The 15,966-nt window shown below is 78.3% G+C and carries 16 protein-coding genes; 7 read left to right on the forward strand and 9 right to left on the reverse strand.

Translation table 11 applies throughout. From position 1 onward, the window contains the following. Positions 1-301 precede the first annotated feature (301 nt). From ACI79Z_RS16615 to ACI79Z_RS16625, 3 genes are all read left to right on the forward strand, one after another. The gene (locus tag ACI79Z_RS16615; protein ID WP_456903275.1) at positions 302-1,471 is read left to right on the forward strand and encodes an outer membrane protein assembly factor BamB family protein; all 1,170 of its coding nucleotides are present in this window, start codon (positions 302-304) and stop codon (positions 1,469-1,471) included. Between the two features lie 69 nt (positions 1,472-1,540). After that, on the forward strand, positions 1,541-2,455 hold the full coding sequence (locus tag ACI79Z_RS16620) for an alpha/beta fold hydrolase (protein WP_456903276.1): 915 nt from the start codon (positions 1,541-1,543) through the stop codon (positions 2,453-2,455). After that, positions 2,452-3,321 (forward strand): oxygenase MpaB family protein, encoded by an 870-nt coding sequence (locus tag ACI79Z_RS16625; protein WP_456903277.1) that lies wholly within the window; start codon positions 2,452-2,454, stop codon positions 3,319-3,321. Before ACI79Z_RS16620 ends, ACI79Z_RS16625 begins: the two co-directional genes overlap by 4 nt. A gap of 108 nt (positions 3,322-3,429) precedes the next feature. On the opposite strand, the gene ACI79Z_RS16630 is transcribed toward ACI79Z_RS16625, so the two are convergent. The 5 genes from ACI79Z_RS16630 to ACI79Z_RS16650 all read right to left on the reverse strand — a co-directional run bounded on the left by ACI79Z_RS16630 (position 3,430) and on the right by ACI79Z_RS16650 (position 6,763). After that, positions 3,430-4,296, reverse strand: coding sequence for a RecB family exonuclease (locus ACI79Z_RS16630; RefSeq protein ID WP_456903278.1), 867 nt, complete (start codon positions 4,294-4,296; stop codon positions 3,430-3,432). Positions 4,297-4,305: 9 nt separating this feature from the next. After that, a complete protein-coding gene (locus tag ACI79Z_RS16635; RefSeq protein WP_387991586.1) occupies positions 4,306-5,181 on the reverse strand; it encodes a PHP domain-containing protein in 876 nt (291 codons plus the stop codon). A 35-nt stretch (positions 5,182-5,216) separates the two neighbouring features. Continuing rightward, positions 5,217-5,843: a PH domain-containing protein gene (locus ACI79Z_RS16640; RefSeq protein ID WP_387991583.1), complete on the reverse strand. Its 627-nt coding sequence runs from the start codon at positions 5,841-5,843 to the stop codon at positions 5,217-5,219. A 7-nt stretch (positions 5,844-5,850) separates the two neighbouring features. Further along, positions 5,851-6,015, reverse strand: a complete 165-nt coding sequence (locus tag ACI79Z_RS16645; protein WP_387991580.1) for a hypothetical protein — start codon at positions 6,013-6,015, stop codon at positions 5,851-5,853. Positions 6,016-6,139: 124 nt separating this feature from the next. Next, positions 6,140-6,763, reverse strand: coding sequence for a DUF6758 family protein (locus ACI79Z_RS16650; protein WP_387991578.1), 624 nt, complete (start codon positions 6,761-6,763; stop codon positions 6,140-6,142). Positions 6,764-6,869: 106 nt separating this feature from the next. Between ACI79Z_RS16650 and ACI79Z_RS16655 the strand changes: the two genes are divergently transcribed. Then, complete coding sequence (locus tag ACI79Z_RS16655; RefSeq protein ID WP_387991575.1) at positions 6,870-7,298, forward strand: NUDIX hydrolase; 429 nt, start codon at positions 6,870-6,872, stop codon at positions 7,296-7,298. Between the two features lie 24 nt (positions 7,299-7,322). On the opposite strand, the gene ACI79Z_RS16660 is transcribed toward ACI79Z_RS16655, so the two are convergent. After that, positions 7,323-7,832, reverse strand: coding sequence for a MaoC family dehydratase (locus ACI79Z_RS16660; RefSeq protein ID WP_387991572.1), 510 nt, complete (start codon positions 7,830-7,832; stop codon positions 7,323-7,325). A 143-nt stretch (positions 7,833-7,975) separates the two neighbouring features. Between ACI79Z_RS16660 and ACI79Z_RS16665 the strand changes: the two genes are divergently transcribed. Next, on the forward strand, positions 7,976-8,464 hold the full coding sequence (locus ACI79Z_RS16665) for a hypothetical protein (RefSeq protein WP_387991569.1): 489 nt from the start codon (positions 7,976-7,978) through the stop codon (positions 8,462-8,464). Then, entirely contained in the window at positions 8,461-9,375 is a 915-nt protein-coding gene (locus ACI79Z_RS16670) for an HTTM domain-containing protein (RefSeq protein ID WP_456903279.1), read from the forward strand. The genes ACI79Z_RS16665 and ACI79Z_RS16670 overlap by 4 nt, the downstream gene beginning before the upstream one ends. 7 nt (positions 9,376-9,382) lie before the next feature. On the opposite strand, the gene ACI79Z_RS16675 is transcribed toward ACI79Z_RS16670, so the two are convergent. Continuing rightward, positions 9,383-9,676, reverse strand: coding sequence for a WXG100 family type VII secretion target (locus ACI79Z_RS16675; RefSeq protein ID WP_387991564.1), 294 nt, complete (start codon positions 9,674-9,676; stop codon positions 9,383-9,385). Between the two features lie 154 nt (positions 9,677-9,830). On the opposite strand from ACI79Z_RS16675, the gene ACI79Z_RS16680 reads away from it, so the two are divergent. Next, positions 9,831-13,958: an FtsK/SpoIIIE domain-containing protein gene (locus ACI79Z_RS16680; protein ID WP_456903280.1), complete on the forward strand. Its 4,128-nt coding sequence runs from the start codon at positions 9,831-9,833 to the stop codon at positions 13,956-13,958. Between the two features lie 8 nt (positions 13,959-13,966). Here ACI79Z_RS16680 and ACI79Z_RS16685 read toward each other — a convergent pair whose 3' ends face one another. Next, a complete protein-coding gene (locus tag ACI79Z_RS16685) occupies positions 13,967-14,479 on the reverse strand; it encodes a DUF6912 family protein (RefSeq protein ID WP_387991558.1) in 513 nt (170 codons plus the stop codon). Positions 14,480-14,548: 69 nt separating this feature from the next. Then, positions 14,549-15,931 carry a WS/DGAT/MGAT family O-acyltransferase gene (locus ACI79Z_RS16690; protein WP_456903281.1) on the reverse strand — a complete coding sequence of 461 codons (1,383 nt, stop codon included), beginning with the start codon at positions 15,929-15,931 and terminating at the stop codon, positions 14,549-14,551. Positions 15,932-15,966: the final 35 nt, after the last annotated feature.

Consider the following 15,966-nt stretch of genomic DNA (forward strand, 5'->3'; position numbering starts at 1 on the left):
CTCCGCGAGGACCGACCCGTCGTGGTCGGGCAGCACGGAGAAGCCGTCGGCCGTGGGGCCCCGCCCCCCCCCGCCCGCGGCCCCCCCCCCCCCCCCCCCCCCGTGCGGGGCCGGCGGGGGCCGGCCCCGCCCCCGCGCCCCGGGCCGGCGCCGCGACCGACGGGTCCGGCGAGGGCGCGGCTAGGCCGCGCCGCCGTCGCCGCCGCGGCGGCCGGGGTCGCTCCGGCGCCTCCGCGGCCTCCGGCGCCGAGGGCCAGGACGGCGACGGCGGCGACTCCGAGTCCGCCGCGTAAGACGCCGCGTGGCGCTGCGTCCCCCGCCGCTGCGGGTGTGGGTCTGGACGGCGGCCGCGCTCGCGCTGGCCGTCGTCGCCACCCTGCTGTGGCGGGGGTCGAGCGTCGCCGCGACCGACAGCACCACCGCCGGCGAGCCGCCGGTCCCCTCGACCGCGCCGGCCGGTGAGCTCGCGCCCGCCTGGTCGGCCGACGTCGACGTCCCGCTGCCGGACGCCGTCGTCGAGGGCGGGCGGGTGGTCGTGCCCGTCGCCGACGGCGTCACGGCGCTGGACCCGGCCATGGGCGAGGAGGCCTGGCACTACCGGCGCACCGACGCCGCGCTGTGCGGGCTCTCCGCCGGCGACGGGCTGGTCGTCGCCGTCTTCCGCACCGCGGACCGCTGCGACGAGGCGCTGGCGCTCACCGCGGCCACCGGCGTGCGCGCCTGGACCCGCAACCTGAGCCTGCGCGGCGACGCCACCGTCACCGGCGCCGACCAGGTGGTCCTCGCCAGCAGCGACACCGGCGTCGTCGTCCTCGACCCGGTCGGGGACAACGTCCGCTGGCGGGCGGGCGCGGAGTCCGGCTGCACCCTGCTCGACACCGCCGCGGGCAGCGCCGGCGTCGCGGTGCTGCAGCGCTGCACCGGCTCGGCCGCCGTCCAGCTGCGGCTGTTCGACTCCTTCTCCGGCGAGGCCCGCTGGACCCGCGACCTGGCCGCCACGGGCGGCGCCGACGTGCGGCTGGCCGGCGTGGACCGGCTGGTCGCCGTCGTCACCGGCGACGCCCTGCTGGTCCACCGCCCCGACGACGGCACGCAGCTGCAGGAGCTCGCGCTCCCGGCCGCGACCGACGGCGGCGCGGAGGGCGATCCCGTGCTGCAGTCCGGGACCGGCGACGTCGCGCTGGTGTGGGCGCGCGGCACCGTCCGGGCGCTGGACGGCACGAGCGGCGCCACCCTGTGGTCGCTGCCCGCCCTCGGCCTGCCCACCGCCTCCGCCGCCGGCAAGGGCGAGGCCGGGCAGGCCGGCGTCTGGGTGCCCGAGCCCGACGGCCTCGTCCTGCGCGACCCGGCCACCGGCGCCGAGCTCTCCCGCGTGGCACTGCAGGACCCGCCGGCGCCCGGCGGGCGCGCCGCCGTCGCCGGGCCGGTGCTCGTCTACGCCCTCCCCGACCGGGTGCTCGGGTACGCATAGTCCCCGCGTAGCCGCCGCGCGGCCCCCGCGCGGCGGCGCGGCCGCCGACGGCGGGGTTCACTGGGGACCATGGTCCTGCCCGGCACCTCGCACAGCCCCGACCTCGCCATCGCCGCCGACGACCTGCGCCAGCTCGCCGACCACGACGCGACGGCGCGCACCCTCCCCGGGCGGGCCGGGCCCCTGGCCGCGCTGGACACCGGCGGCGACGGGCCCAGCGGCACGGTGCTGCTGGTCGCCGGGTACACCGGCAGCAAGGAGGACTTCGCCCCGCTGCTCGCGCCGCTGGCTGCCGACGGCTACCGGGTGGTGGCGATCGACCAGCGCGGGCAGTACGAGTCCCCCGGCCCCGACGACCCCGCCGCCTACTCGGTCGCCGAGCTCGCCGCCGACGTCGTCGTCGTGGCCTCCCTGCTGCGCGAGGAGACCGGCACCCCGCACCTGCTCGGGCACAGCTTCGGCGGGCTGGTCGGCCGCGGCGCCGTCCTCGCCGACCCCGCCGCCTTCCGCTCGCTGACCCTGCTCGGGTCGGGCCCCGCCCGGCTGGGCGGCCGGCGCGCCGAGCTGCTCGAGCACCTCGGCCCGCTGCTGGACTCCGGCGGCGTCCCCGCCGTGCACGCCACGCTCGAGCAGCTGGCGATGACCGACGAGCGCGCCCAGGCGGTGCCCGCCCCCACCCGCGCGTTCTACGCCCGCCGGTTCCTCCGCAACACCGCGGCGGGGCTGCGCGGCATGGCCGACGCGATGACCACCGAGCCCGACCGCGTGGCCGAGCTGGCCGCCACCGGCGTGCCGGTGCTGGTCGCCCACGGCGTGGCCGACGACGCCTGGCCGCCGGACGTCCAGGCGGACATGGCCCGCCGGCTGGGCGCCCGGCACGAGGTCATCGACGGCGCGATCCACTCCCCCGCCGTCGAGAACCCGCGCCGCACGCTCGAGGTGCTCGAGGCGTTCTGGTCCTCGGTGCCGGAGGGGACCCGGTGAGCGCCGCCCGGCCCTCGGCGCGCGACTGGACGGCGGAGGAGGACCTGCTCGGGTTCTTCGGGCCCGACAGCGTCACCTGGCGGGTGCACGCCGACCCGGTCTACAGCGTCGGCGGGCTGCGCGCGCTGCTGCTGCAGGCGCTGCACCCGGTCGCGATGGACGGCGTGGCCCGCAACTCGGTCTTCCGCGCGTCGCCGTGGCAGCGGCTGGTGCGCACCGCCGAGTACGTCGACACGCTGACCTTCGGCACCCGCCGTGAGGCGATCCGCGCGGTGCGGCGGGTCCGCGGCGTGCACCGGCGCCTGAGCGGCACCGAGGAGACCACCGGCCGCACCTACCGCGTCGACGACCCCGACCTGCTGCTGTGGGTGCACAACTGCGAGGTCGACTCGCTGCTCGACGTCGCCCGCCGCGTCGGCGTCGTCACCCCCGCGGAGGCCGACCGCTACGTGGCCGAGCAGGTGACCGCCGCCGAGCTCATCGGGATCGACCGCGCCGACGTCCCCGACTCGGTGGCCGCGCTCGCCGGCTACTTCGAGCGGCTCCGGCCCGAGCTCACGCTCACCGCGGCCGGGCGGGAGGCGTGGCGCTTCCTCGTCGTCCCGCCGATGCCGCGCTGGGTGCAGTTCCTGACCCCGGCCCGGCCGGCCTGGGGGTCGCTGGCGTCGCTGGCAGTGGCCACCCTGCCGCCGTGGGCCCGCCGGATGGCCTCGCTGCCCGGGCTGACGCTGACCGACACGGCGGCGACGGCGGCGCTGCGGGCGTTCCGCACCGGGATGCTCGCGCTGCCCGAGCGGGCCCGGCACTCCCCGATCCGGCGCGCCGCCTTCGAGCGGACGGCGGGCGCGGTCGAGGTCGGCGCCTAGACCTCCACTCCCCGACCTCCACTCCCCGACCTCCACTCCCCGACCTCCACTCCCCGACCTCCACTCCCCGACCTCCGGTCCCCGACCTCCGGTCCCGGACCCCCGGTCCTAGGCCCCCGCCGCGTCCCCGTCGGCGGGCAGGAAGCTCCAGGTCTCCCGCGGCGGCGTCGCCGCCTGCCCCACCGGGCAGCTGGGCCGGAAGTCGCACCAGCCGCACTGCCGGCCGGGGACGGCGGGGAACGCCTCGTCCGGCGGCACGCCGTCCTCCACCCGCCGGGTGGCGACGGCGATGTCCTCCGCGACGTCCTCGGCCCGGCGCACGTGGTTGGCCAGCGACCGCTCGGTGTGCTCGAAGGAGGCGACCGTCCCGCTGGGCAGGTGGTGCAGCTCGACCCGGCTGCACGGCCGGCGCAGCGTGCGCCGCACGCCGAGCACGTAGGCCGCCAGCGCGGCCGACCCGCGCGCCTCGTCGTCGGTGCTGGGCACCCGGCCGGTCTTGTAGTCGACGACGACCAGCTCGTCGCCGCGCTGGTCGATGCGGTCGACCCGCCCGGTCAGCGCCAGCCGCTCGGTGGTGCACGAGACCTGCCGCTCCAGCCCGACCGGCTCCTCGGCGGGGTCCAGCGCCTCGACGTAGCCGGTGACCCAGCCGGCCGCGGTGGCGCGCCAGCGGGCGGCCTGCTCGTCGTCGCGGAAGCCGTTGGCCGACCAGACGCCGTAGAGCAGCTGCCGGGCGGCGACGCCGGTGCGGCGGGCCCGCGGCAGGTCCCACCACGAGCGCAGCGCGGCGTGGACGGCGGAGCCGACCGTGTTGTGCGCCCACGGCGGGCCCTTGGGCGGCGTCGGCCGGTCGACGTAGGCGAAGCGGTAGCGGCGTGGGCAGTCGGCGAAGGTGGCCAGCTTGCTCGGCGTCGCGGGGAACAGCCGGCGCGGCATGCCGGGCATCTCGAGCTGTGCGCCGTCGGACTGCCTCACCCGGCCACGCTAACCGGCGACGGCGCCCCTGTCGGCCAGGGGCACGCTGCCGGTGGACGCGGCCACCAGCGCCTCGTACTGCTCCGGGTCGGTGGTGCACGCGCCGAGCGGCGTCGCCTTGTTCGCGCCGTGGTGGTCGCTGGACCCGGTCACCAGCAGCCCGAGGTCGGCGGCCAGGCCGCGCAGGTGCTCGCGCTGGGCCGGGTCGTGGTCGGGGTGGTCGACCTCCAGGCCGACCAGCCCGGCGTCGGCCATCGCGGCGATCGCGGCGTCGTCGACCACCCGGCCGCGCCGGGTCGCCAGGCCGTGGGCGAACACCGGCACGCCGCCGGCCGCCCGGACCAGCCGGATGCCCTCGAGCACGTCGGTGTCGGCCTTGGTCACGTGGTACGGGCCGCCCTGGTGCAGCAGCGTGGTGAAGGCCTGCTCGACCGACGCGACGACGCCCGCCTCGACCAGCGCCCGGGCCACGTGCGGGCGGCCCACCACCGCGCCGCCGCTGGAGTCCAGGACCCGCTGCCACTCCACCGGGTAGCCGGCCGCGGCGAGCGCGGCGACCATCCGCTGGCCGCGGGTCAGCCGCTCCTCGCGCAGCCGCCGCAGCTCGCCGGCCAGCTCCGGGTGGTCCGGGTCGAACAGGTAGGCCAGCAGGTGCACGCTGACCGGCCGCCCCTCGGCGGGGAACCAGCGCGCGGACAGCTCCAGGCCCGGGACGACGGTCAGCCCCTCCGGCCGGGCCGCGGCGGCCGCCGCCCACCCGTCGGTCGTGTCGTGGTCGGTGAGCGCGACGACGTCGAGGCCGGCGGCGCGGGCAGCGGCCAGGAGCCGGGCCGGGGTGTCGGTGCCGTCGGAGACCGACGAGTGGGTGTGCAGGTCGATGCGCATCGGCGTCCAGCCTCCCCCAGGCGGGCGCGCGCTGCTCAGGCCCCCGGCAGGCGCGGGATCGGCTGGGTGTCGTGCCGGGGCGGCGCCGCGGCGGGGCGCCCGTTGTCGTCCGGGTTGCCCTCGTCGTCGCCGGCCGCGGCGCCGCCCCCGTCACTGCCGAACAGCAGCTCGCTCACCTCGCGGTAGAGCAGGTCCGCGCGCGGCAGGTGGGTGATCTGCGACAGCGCCTGCTGCGAGCCGGCCGACTCGAACCGGAAGGTGCCGTAGCCGAGCAGCTGGCCGGGGACGGTCTCCTTCCAGGTCAGGTCGGTGATCCGGCGCAGGGGCAGCAGGCTGACCGTGCGGGCGACGATCCCCGAGGTCAGCAGCACGCGGCGGCGGGTGACGATGAAGTGCCGCATCCACCACTCGCCGGCCCGCAGCGCGAACCAGCCGAGGGCGCCGAGGACGACGAGCAGCCCGACGCTCGCGCTGACCCGGTTGCCGGGGTCGAGGGTGAGCACCCACAGCCCGGCGAGCAGGACGGCGACCGCCTTCGCGCCCGGCCAGAGCAGCACCGCCCAGTGCCGGCGGGTCGCCACGACCGCCTGCTCACCGGGGAGCAGGTACTTGGCGGCGTCCTTGGCCCACCGCGGCGGGCGGCCGCCGGCCGGGCCGCTCACGGCGGGGTCAGACGAGCGAGCCGACGAAGGCCGCGATCGACGACGCGGCGCTGCCGAGCGCCTCCCCGGCGCCGCGCACCACGTCGGCCGAGGCCTCGGGGCGCTGGATGACGTAGAACACGACGAAGGCCACCGCCAGCCAGACGAGCACCTTCTTCAGGTTCACCGCCACCCCCGGGGGATCCGCTCGGACCGGCGGACGACGTGCCCGCGCGGGTCGGCCCGGAGGCCGGCCCCATGGGTAACACAGGCCCCAGTGCCCTCCGCCGGGACACGCCGGGCGGCGGACGGACGGGTCAGTCCCCCGGCAGCAGGTGCTCGCTGGGCGGGCCGAGCGGGAGGTCCGGATAGAGCCGTTCGCGGAGGTCGAGCAGGCGCATCTCCTCCGCCAGCAGCCAGGCCGCCGACATCGGCCACATCACCAACCACAGCCACACGCCGAACGCCTCGCCGACGAAGGCGGCCCGGTCGTCGGAGGTGGGCACCGCCCACAGCGGCGCGTGCTGGCCGGCGGCCTCCACCGACGCCGACGAGGGGCCGGTGATGACGTCGCCGGGGTCCAGGCCCGGCAGGCCGGCGTAGCCGCAGCCCACGCCCATGCCCGGCTCCTCGGCGACCAGCACCAGCTCCGCCGACCCGCCCAGCGGCGCCGGGCCGGCGCAGCCGACGACGATCGCCCGCGCCCCGGGTTCCCCGCCCCAGGCCAGGCCGGTCACCGACCAGCCCGGCGGCACCGGGTCGGGCACCCACGCCGGCACCCGGGCGTCGGCGGTCACCGCCGCGATCGCGTCGTGGGCGATGAGCGTGGTGTGGTGCAGCGGGGTGACCGCGCCGTGCACGTGGCACCAGGCCACCGCCGAGTCCCCGGGGCGCACCACCAGTGGTTCGCCACAGCGGGGACAGACCGGGGAGGCGCTCATCGCAAGACACCGTCCTGTCACTCGGGGCTGACGTCAAGCGCTGGCGGACGGCGCCGTGCCGCCCGGCCGGGCCGTCCCGCCGCGGGCCCGGCCGTAGCCTGCCGTCGTGGCTCCCGACTCCCCCGGCGACCGGCTGCCGGTGCAGGCCTGCGTCGGCGCCGTGGTCCTCGACGGGGAGGGCCGGCTGCTGCTGGTCCGCCGGCGCAACGCCCCCGGTCGGGGGCTGTGGTCGGTGCCCGGCGGGCGGGTGGAGCCGGGTGAGACGCTGCCCGCGGCGGTCGCCCGCGAGGTGCGCGAGGAGACCGGGCTGGCGGTCCGGGTCGGCGCGGAGGTCGGCCGGGTGACCGTCCCCGGCGACGGCGTCGTCTACGACGTCGTGGACTTCGCCTGCACCCTCGAGGCCCCGGCCGCGACGCCGGTCCCGGGCGACGACGCCGACGCGGTCACCTGGGCCGGCGCCGCCGACCTCGGCCGGCTGGCCTGCACGCCGGGACTGGTCGCGACGCTGCGCGGCTGGGGTGCGCTGCCGTCCTGACCGGTCCGGCAGCGCACCCGCTCCTCAGGAGCGCGGCTTCGGCTCCGGGCGGCCGGGCTGCTCGCCGCCGCGGGCCTCGCCGTAGGAGCGCTTGGGCACCATGACCTTGCGCCGGAAGACGCAGACGACGGTGCCGTCCTGCTTGTAGCCGATCGTCTCGACGTACACGACGCCGCGGTCGTCCTTCGACTTCGACTCCGTCTTGTCCAGGACGGTGGTCTCGCCGTAGACGGTGTCGCCGTGGAAGGTCGGCGCCACGTGCCGCAGCGACTCGATCTCCAGGTTGGCGATGGCCTTGCCCGACACGTCGGGCACGCTCATGCCGAGCAGCAGCGAGTAGACGTAGTTGCCGACGACGACGTTCCTGCCGAAGTCCGTGGTCTCCGCCGCGTAGTGGGTGTCCAGGTGCAGCGGGTGGTGGTTCATCGTGATGAGGCAGAACAGGTGGTCGTCGTACTCGGTGACGGTCTTCCCGGGCCAGTGCTTGTAGACCGCCCCGACCTCGAACTCCTCGTAGTACCGACCGAACTGCATGTGCGCTCCTCCGACGTCGTCGTGCGGTGGACGGTGCCGACGTCGTGCGCGGGCGCAGGGGCCGTCCCGGGCCGGGCAGGCCAGTTGCCCACCACGCGGCGTCGGTGACCCATCTGGACGGGCGCCGATCCTACGATGCCCGGGTGGTCCAGCCGTCCCGCGCCGGCGACCCCGCGGAGGCGGACGTCGTCAGGCTCTCCACCGGCGGGCGCCGCGTCCGCCTCGCTGCCTCCCTGGCCGTCCTCGCGCTGCTGCTGGCCGGGACGGTCTGGGGCACCGACGCCTCGTTCCCGTTCGGCCCGTTCAAGATGTACTCGACCCGCGCCGAGGTGAACGCGCCGGTGGTCTCCACCCGCGTGGTCGGCCTGACCGGCGAGGGCGAGGAGGTGCGCCTGTCCGGCGGCGAGGTGGGGCTGCGCCGGGCCGAGTTCGAGGGGCAGCTCCCGCGGCTGGTCGACGACCCCGCGCTGCTGGTCACGCTGGCCGAGACCTACGCGCGCCGGCACCCGGACGCCCCCGACCTCGTCGAGGTGCAGGTGGTGCAGCGTCACTTCGAGCTCGCCGACGGGCAGCCGACCGGCGCGTGGACCGACCGCGTCCTCGTCGAGCAGGACCTGGGGGCCGGCGCGTGAGCTCCTCACCGGTCACCTCCCTCGTCTCCGCGGTCCGCGGCCTGCGCGGCTTCTGGACCCGCCCGGTCCCGCTGGCCCGCATCGCGGTGTTCCGCACCATCGCCTACCTGTTCGTGCCGGTCGACGTCTTCCTCACCACCGCCTGGGTGCGCGCGCACGCCGAGGTGCCGACCGTCTGGTACCAGCCCCTCGAGATCGCCCGCGTGCTGCACCTGCCCACGCCGACGTCGACCGTCGTCCACGTCGTGCAGTGGGCGCTGGTCCTCACCGCCCTCGCCGCGGCCACCGGCCGCGCCCCCCGTCTGCTCGGCACGGCCGTGTTCGTGCTGTACCTCGAGTGGATGGTCATCGCGATGAGCTACGGCAAGGTCGACCACGACCGCATCGCCTACCTCTTCGCGCTCGCCGTGCTGCCCACCATCGGCCGGGTCCGCTGGCGCGACCGCCGCCGGTCCGAGGCCGCCGGATGGGCGATGGCCGCCGTGATGGTGACGGTGATGCTCACCTACTTCCTCGCGGCCTGGGCGAAGATGCGCTTCGGCGGCTGGGACTGGGCGACCGGCTCGACCATCACCCGCGCGGTGATCCGCCGGGGCACCGCCCTGTCGGACTGGACGCTCGACGTCCCCGGCCTGCTGGTGACCGTGCAGTGGGTGATGCTCGTGTTCGAGTTCGCCGCGCCGCTGATGCTGCTCGTCCGGTCCGACCGGGCCCGCGTCGCCCTCGTCGTGTTCCTGCTGGGCTTCCACCTCATGGTGTTCGGCGGGCTGCGGATCATCTTCCTGCCGCACTGCGTGGCGATCCTGTCGATCCTGCCGTGGGAGCGGGCACCCGAGGCCGTCGCCGCGGTGCGCCGGCGCCTGCAGCCCGGGCGGGCCGCCACGCTGTCCGCCGCGGCACCACCCGGCTGACCCGGCGTCAGATCAGCGCACCGATGCGGGCGGCCACGTCCGCCTCGTGCTGCTGGTAGGACGCGGCGACCGCGGTGAGCAGCCCGCCCATGCCGGTGAGCGCGTCGCTCACCCCCTGGGCCGAGACCCGCCACTGCTCGTAGAGCGCGCTGAACTGCACCGCGGCCTGGCTGTCGGTCCAGCCGTCGAGCACCGAGCTCGTGACCGTGCTCGACAGCGTCGCGTGCCGCGCGGCGGTCTCGGCCGCCTCCGCCTGGCACCGCCCGGCCATCGACTGCAGCGTCCCGATGTCGACCCTCATGGCTCCTCCTGTCCGTCCCGGGTCCCTCCCGGGTGGCTGCGGACGCTAGGCCGCACCCGTCCCGGAGGCGCCGACGCCGTCCACAGCCCCGGCCCCGTCCACAACCCCGGCCGGCGGGCACCGCGGCCGGCCCGCGGCCGGGAGCGTCGCGCCCGTGTCCGCTCCCCTCCCCGCCGGCGCCGAGGCCCGCTGCTGGACGGTGGTCGGCCCCGACGGCGCCGTCGACGTCGAGGTCCGCGCCTCCGACGACGCCCGGCTCGACACCGTGCTGGTCCCGCTGGCCGCCGCCCTCGGCACCGCGGCGGCGGGGCTGTGGTCCGGCAGCACCCGGCTGCCCGGGGAGCTCCTCCTCAGCGACGACCGCCTGGTCCACGGCGCGGTCCTGGGCCTGGGCCGCCCGGTCCCCCCGTCCGGCGAGCCGGCCGCCAGCCCCCTGGAGCTGCACGTGGTCGGCGGGCCCGCCGCGGGCACCGCCGTCCCGCTGGCCACCGGCCGGCACGTGCTCGGCCGCGGCGCCGGCGCCACGCTGTCCCTCCCCGATCCCGGGGTCTCCCGCCGGCACGTCGCGCTGGACGTCGGCGCCGGCGGCATCACCGTGACCGACCTCGGCTCGACCAACGGCAGCCGGCTTGACGACGCCGACCTCGACGGCGCGGCGCACCCGTGGCGCCCCGGGGCGGTGCTGCGGCTGGGCGCGAGCTCGGTGACCGTCACCGGACCACGGGACGGGCGCGCGGCGCTGCGGCCCGGGCCGGGCGGCCGCCGGCTCGTCCGCCCGGGCGTCCCGCCGCCCGCGCACCGCCCGGAGGTGGAGGTGGCGTGGCCGGACCCGCCCGCTGCCGCACCACGGCGCCGGTTGGGCTGGGTGGCCGTCGTGCTGCCGGCGGTCGCCGGGGTCGCGCTCGCGCTGGTGCTGTCGGCACCGACCTTCCTGTTCTTCGCACTGCTCGGCCCGCTGGTGGCGGTGGGCAGCTGGGCGTCGGACCGGTGGAGCGGGTCGCGCACCGGCCGGCGGGCGGCCGCGGCGCACGCCGGGGAGGTGCAGGAGACCCGCGCCCGGCTGGCCGAGGCGGTCCGGGCCGACGTCCGGGCGGCGCGGGCGGCCGCTCCCGACCTGGCGGCGCTGACCGCCGCGGCGCGCCGGCGGACCACCCTGCTGTGGTCCCGCCGCCCCGGGGACGCGGCGGCGCTGACCGTGCGGGTGGGGACCGGCGCGGGCCCCACCCGGGTGGTCCGCGTCGAGGCGGGCCGGCGGCTGCCCGAGGCGGCGGCCGACCTGCCGGTGACCGTCGACCTGCGCCGGACCGGGGGCCTGGCCGTGACCGGCCCGCGGGAGCCCGCGCTGGGGGTGGTGCGGGGGCTGCTGGCGCAGCTGGTCGCCCTGTCCGCACCCGGCGACGTCGACGTCGCGGTCCTCGCCTCCGCCGGGCGTGCGGCCGACTGGTCCTGGGCGCGGTGGCTGCCGCACCTGCCGGCGGGCGCGGTCTCGGTCCACCTCCCGGGGCCCGGAGCCGACCCGGCGCTGCCCTCGTGGCTGACCGGCCTGGCCGACGGGTGCGGGGACGCCGAGGGGACGCCGGTCCTCGTCGTCGACCGGCCGGTCGACCCGGCGCTCGCGGAGCTCCTGCGCCGGTGCCGCGAGCGGGGCGCGGTGCTGCTGGCACTCGCCCGCCGCGGCGAGGACCTCGGCGGCTGCGTCCCGGCCGTCCTCGAGGTCGGGGGCGAGACCGGCGACACCGGGCGGCTCGGCCTCGGCGACGGTGCCCTTTCCGCCGAGGTCGTCGTCGACCGCCTGCCCCTCGCCGCCGCGGCACGGCTCGCCCGCGCCCTGGCTCCCCTGGCGCCCGCCCGGCAGGCCGCGGGGCTGCCGCGCACCGTGCGCCTGCTCGACCTGCTCGCGGACGGCCGGGACCTGCCCGCCGGGGAGGTGCCGGTCACGTGGTCGGCCACGCGGTCGTCGCTCACCGCCCGGCTGGGCGTGACCGCGGACGGCGCAGCCGAGGTCGACCTCGTGCGGGACGGGCCGCACGCCCTGGTGGCGGGGACGACCGGATCGGGGAAGTCCGAGCTGCTGCAGACGCTGGTCGCCGGGCTCGCGCTGGCGCACCCGCCCGACCGGTGCTCGTTCCTGCTGGTCGACTACAAGGGCGGCGCCGCCTTCGCCGAGGCCGTCGCGCTGCCGCACACCGTCGGCCTGGTGACCGACCTGGACGGCGCGGCCACCGCCCGGGCGCTGCGGTCGCTGACCGCGGAGCTCTCCCGCCGCGAGGCGCTGCTGGCCGCGGCGCGGGTCCCCGACCTCGCGGCGCTCCCGCCGGAGGTGGAGCTGGCGCGGCTGGTGATCGTCGTCGACGAGTTCGCGGGCCTGGCCGAGGAGCTGCCGGAGTTCGTCGCCGGCCTGGTCGGCATCGCCCAGCGGGGCCGCTCCCTCGGCGTGCACCTGGTGCTCGCGACCCAGCGCCCCGGCGGCGTGGTGTCCCCCGAGATCCGGGCCAACTGCTCGCTGCGGCTGTGCCTGCGCACCACCGACGAGGCCGACTCGCGCGACGTGCTCGGCAGCGGGATCGCCGCGACGGTGCCGGCCGACCGTCCCGGCCGCGGGTACCTGCGCACCGGCAGCGGCCGCCCGGTCCCGTTCCAGGCGGCACGGGTGTCGCTCGGCCCCGCGGCGGCTGCCGGCCCGACGGTGACCCGCTGGTCCTGGCCGGCACCCCCGGCGGGGACCGCGCCCGGGAGGCCCGCCGGCCCGACCGACCTCGCCCGGGTCACCGCGGCGACCACCGGCCACGCCGCGGCGTCGGGCGCGCGGCGGCCGCACCGGCCCTGGCAGCCGGCGCTCCCGGAGGAGCTGAGGACGACCGACCTCCCCGTCGCGGGCGGCCCTCCGACGCGGCTGGTGGTGGGGCTCGTCGACCGCCCCGACCGGCAGGCGCGGGAGCCGCTGCTGCTCGACCTCGACCGCGGCGGCGGCTGGCTGGCCGTGGGCGGTCCACGCAGCGGCCGCACCACCCTGCTCCGCACGGTGCTCGCCGAGGCCGTGGAGCGGCTGTCCCCCGGCCGCCTGCACGTGCACGTCCTCGACCACGCCGGTGGCGCGCTGGCCGCCGAGGCCGCCGGCCTGCGGCACAGCGGGACGGTGGTCGGCGGCGGCGACGCGCTGCGTACCGTCCGGCTGGTGTCCCGGCTGGCCGCGGAGGTCGCCGGGCGGCGGGCCGGAGGAGGTGCGGACTCCCCGGCGGTCCTGCTCCTGGTCGACGGGGTGGACGCACTGCTGGCGCAGCTGGACGAGGCGGTCCCGGGGCAGGGCGCGGCCGAGTTCCTCCGGCTGGTCCGCGACGGCGGCGCCGCCGCGCTGACCTGCGTCCTGACCGCCGACCGCGCCGTGCCCGGGGGCCGGCTGGCCGCGGCCGCGGGGACCCGTCTGGTCCTCCCCCTGCCCGACCGCGCCGACTACGCCGTGGCCGGCGTGCCGGTCCGCGCGGTCCCCGGCGCGCGCCCGCCGGGCCGGGCGCTGCTGGGCGAGGAGGCGCTCGAGTGCCAGCTCGCGCTGCCCCGGCCGCTGTGCCGCACTGCGCCGGCCGCCCCACCGGGCGCCGGGCCGCTGGTCGTCCCCGAGCTGCCGCCGGACCCGCCGCCGGTGCAGCCGCCTCCCGGGGAGGGCACCGACCTGCTCCGCCGCGTGCCGCTGGGTCCCGGCGGCGACGAGGGCGAGCTGCTCACCGTCGACCTGCTGCGCACCGGCGGGCTGCTCGTCGTCGGCCCGCCCGGCAGCGGCCGCACCAGCACCCTGGCGGCGCTGGGAACGACGCTGACGGCGGTCGGCGTCCCCGTCGTGCGGGTGGCCCGGGGCGGCCGGTCCGCGCCGGACGGGCTGCCGGTGCTCCCCGCCGACGACGTCGCCGGCTGGCGGGCGTGGTGCGCGGGCCTGGCCGGGCGCCCGGGCGCGGTGCTGCTGGACGACGCCGGGACGCTCGCCGACTCACCCGTGGGCACCGCCCTCACCGGCGGCGACCGCACCGACGGCGACCGCACCGACGGCGAGGTGCTCGTGCTCGCCGCCGGGACGGCCGGGGAGCTCTCCCCCGCCTTCCGCGGCCCGGTCGCCGAGCTGCGCCGCGGCCGCAGCGGCCTGCTGCTGTGCCCGGGCCCCGGCGACGCGGACCTGCTGGGCACCCGCCTGCCCCGGACGCCGGTGCCGGTCCGGCCGGGGTCGGGCTGGCTGGTCACCGCCGGGAGCCCGCAGCGGGTCCAGGTCGCCCGCGCGCGGCGGGCGGGCCCGTGACCGGCCGGTCAGAGCAGGTCGAGCGCCGGGCCGATCTCCTGCGTGGCGTACCAGGCCAGCTCGTGCCCCTCGGCCTGGTCGACGACGAACTGCGCCTCCTCGCTGCCGAGGTCGGCCTCGAGCACCACGGCGACCGCGGCGCGCACGTCCTCCTCGGCCTCCGCGCCGTCGACGTGCGCGCTGGCCACGTCGGCGAGCGCGACGTCTGCGGTGACCCGCACGGCGCCGGGGTCGGTGTCCGGGTCGTCGATCTCGGTGACCGCGCCGTCGGGGACGTCGGCGGCGAGCACCACGCGGCGGCGGGCGGCCGTGGGGTCGACGTCGACCAGCCGCAGGCTGGCCCGGGCGGCGGCGAGCAGCGCCGCGTACTCCAGCTCCTCGACGTCGGCCGCGGCGTCGCTGAGCGCGTAGTGGTCGCGCAGCCGCGGGGTGACCGCGAAGCCGGTGTGCGGCCCGCTCAGCCGGCCCTCGTCCACGAGCGTGCGGAGGACGCTTGTGGTCGCCGGCAGGTAGATCCGCACCCGGCCGCTCCTCTCCTGTCGGGGAAGGCGACCGTATCCCGCACCCCCCGGCGCGGGTCCGCCGCCGGGTCAGCGCACGGAGTCGGCGAGCGCCCCGACCTCCTGCTCGACGAGGTCGGCCAGCACGTCCACGTCCACGACGCCGTCCCGGTCGGCGTTGAGCCCGACGTAGACGTGCCCGTCGTAGCTGGTCATGCCGACCGCCAGGCCCTGCCCGCCGACGAGCGGGACCACGGGGAACACCTCGAGCATCCGGCTGCCGGCGGCGTACAGCGGCACCTGCGGGCCCGGGACGTTGGTGACGACGAGGTTGAACATCCGCCGCGACAGCCCCCGGGCCGCGCGCGCACCGAGCGCGTGCAGCGTCGGCGGGGCGAAACCGGTCAGCGCGACGAGCGTGTCGGCGCGGACCGAGCGGCCCGAGCCGGTCACCCCGCGCATCGCGTAGCTGAGGCGGGCCAGCCGCACCCACGGGTTGGGCTCCCCGACCGGCAGGTCGACCAGGTAGGCCGCCACGCTGCTGCCCGGCGCGTCCTGCTCCTCGCCCTGCACCGACACCGGCACCAGCGCGCGGACGGCGGTCGAGCCGAGCACCGGCTCGCCGCGGGACAGCAGCCAGTCGCGCAGGGCGCCGCTGAGCACGGTCAGCAGGACGTCGTTGATCGTGCCGCCGTGCGCCTTGCGGATCGCCTTGAGGTCCTCGAGGTCGGCGCGCGCGACGGCGACCCGCCGCTGGTTGCCCAGCGTGCGGGCCAGCGGGCCGTGCGGTGCCGGGACGACCGCCGAGCGGGCCGCCCGCACCAGCCCTCCGGCCACGCCCCGCACCCGCGCCGCGGTGGAGCGCAGGTCACCGACCGCCGACCGTGCGGTCTCGAGCACCGCCGTCGGGCGCTGCACGTAGTCCCCGAGCGCGTCGCGGACCAGCTCGACCGGGCCGGGCACCCGCCGCGGCGCCCAGTCGTCGGCCGACGGGACCGGCGCGTCCGGCGAGGGGTCGAGCAGGACCTGCGCGATGTCCACGGCGCCCAGGCCGTCGACCAGCGCGGGGTGGGTCTTGGTGACCACCGCGACCCGGCCGCCGGACAGGCCCTCGACCAGGTAGACCTCCCACAGCGGCCGGCCGCGGTCCAGCGGGCGCGAGGTCACCCGGGAGACCAGGTCGAGCAGCTGCGCCTCGGTGCCCGGGCGCGGCACCGCCGACCGCCGGACGTGGTAGGCGACGTCGAAGTCGGGGTCGTCGGCCCACACCGGGTTGGCCAGGTGGCCCGGCACCGGCACGATCCGCTGCCGGTAGCGCGGCACCAGCGGCAGCCGCGCCTCGACCAGCTCGGCGAGGGTGTCGAGACCGCCCTCGACCGGCTCCAGGACCAGGACTCCGGCGACGTGGATCGGCACCCCGTCGTCCTCCAGGTAGAGGAACGACGCGTCCAGGGTGCTCAGCCGCTCGGCCATCGTCCTCCTCCGGATCGGGAGCCCACCGTACGTCG

Source organism: Geodermatophilus sp. SYSU D00663, assembly GCF_054050655.1.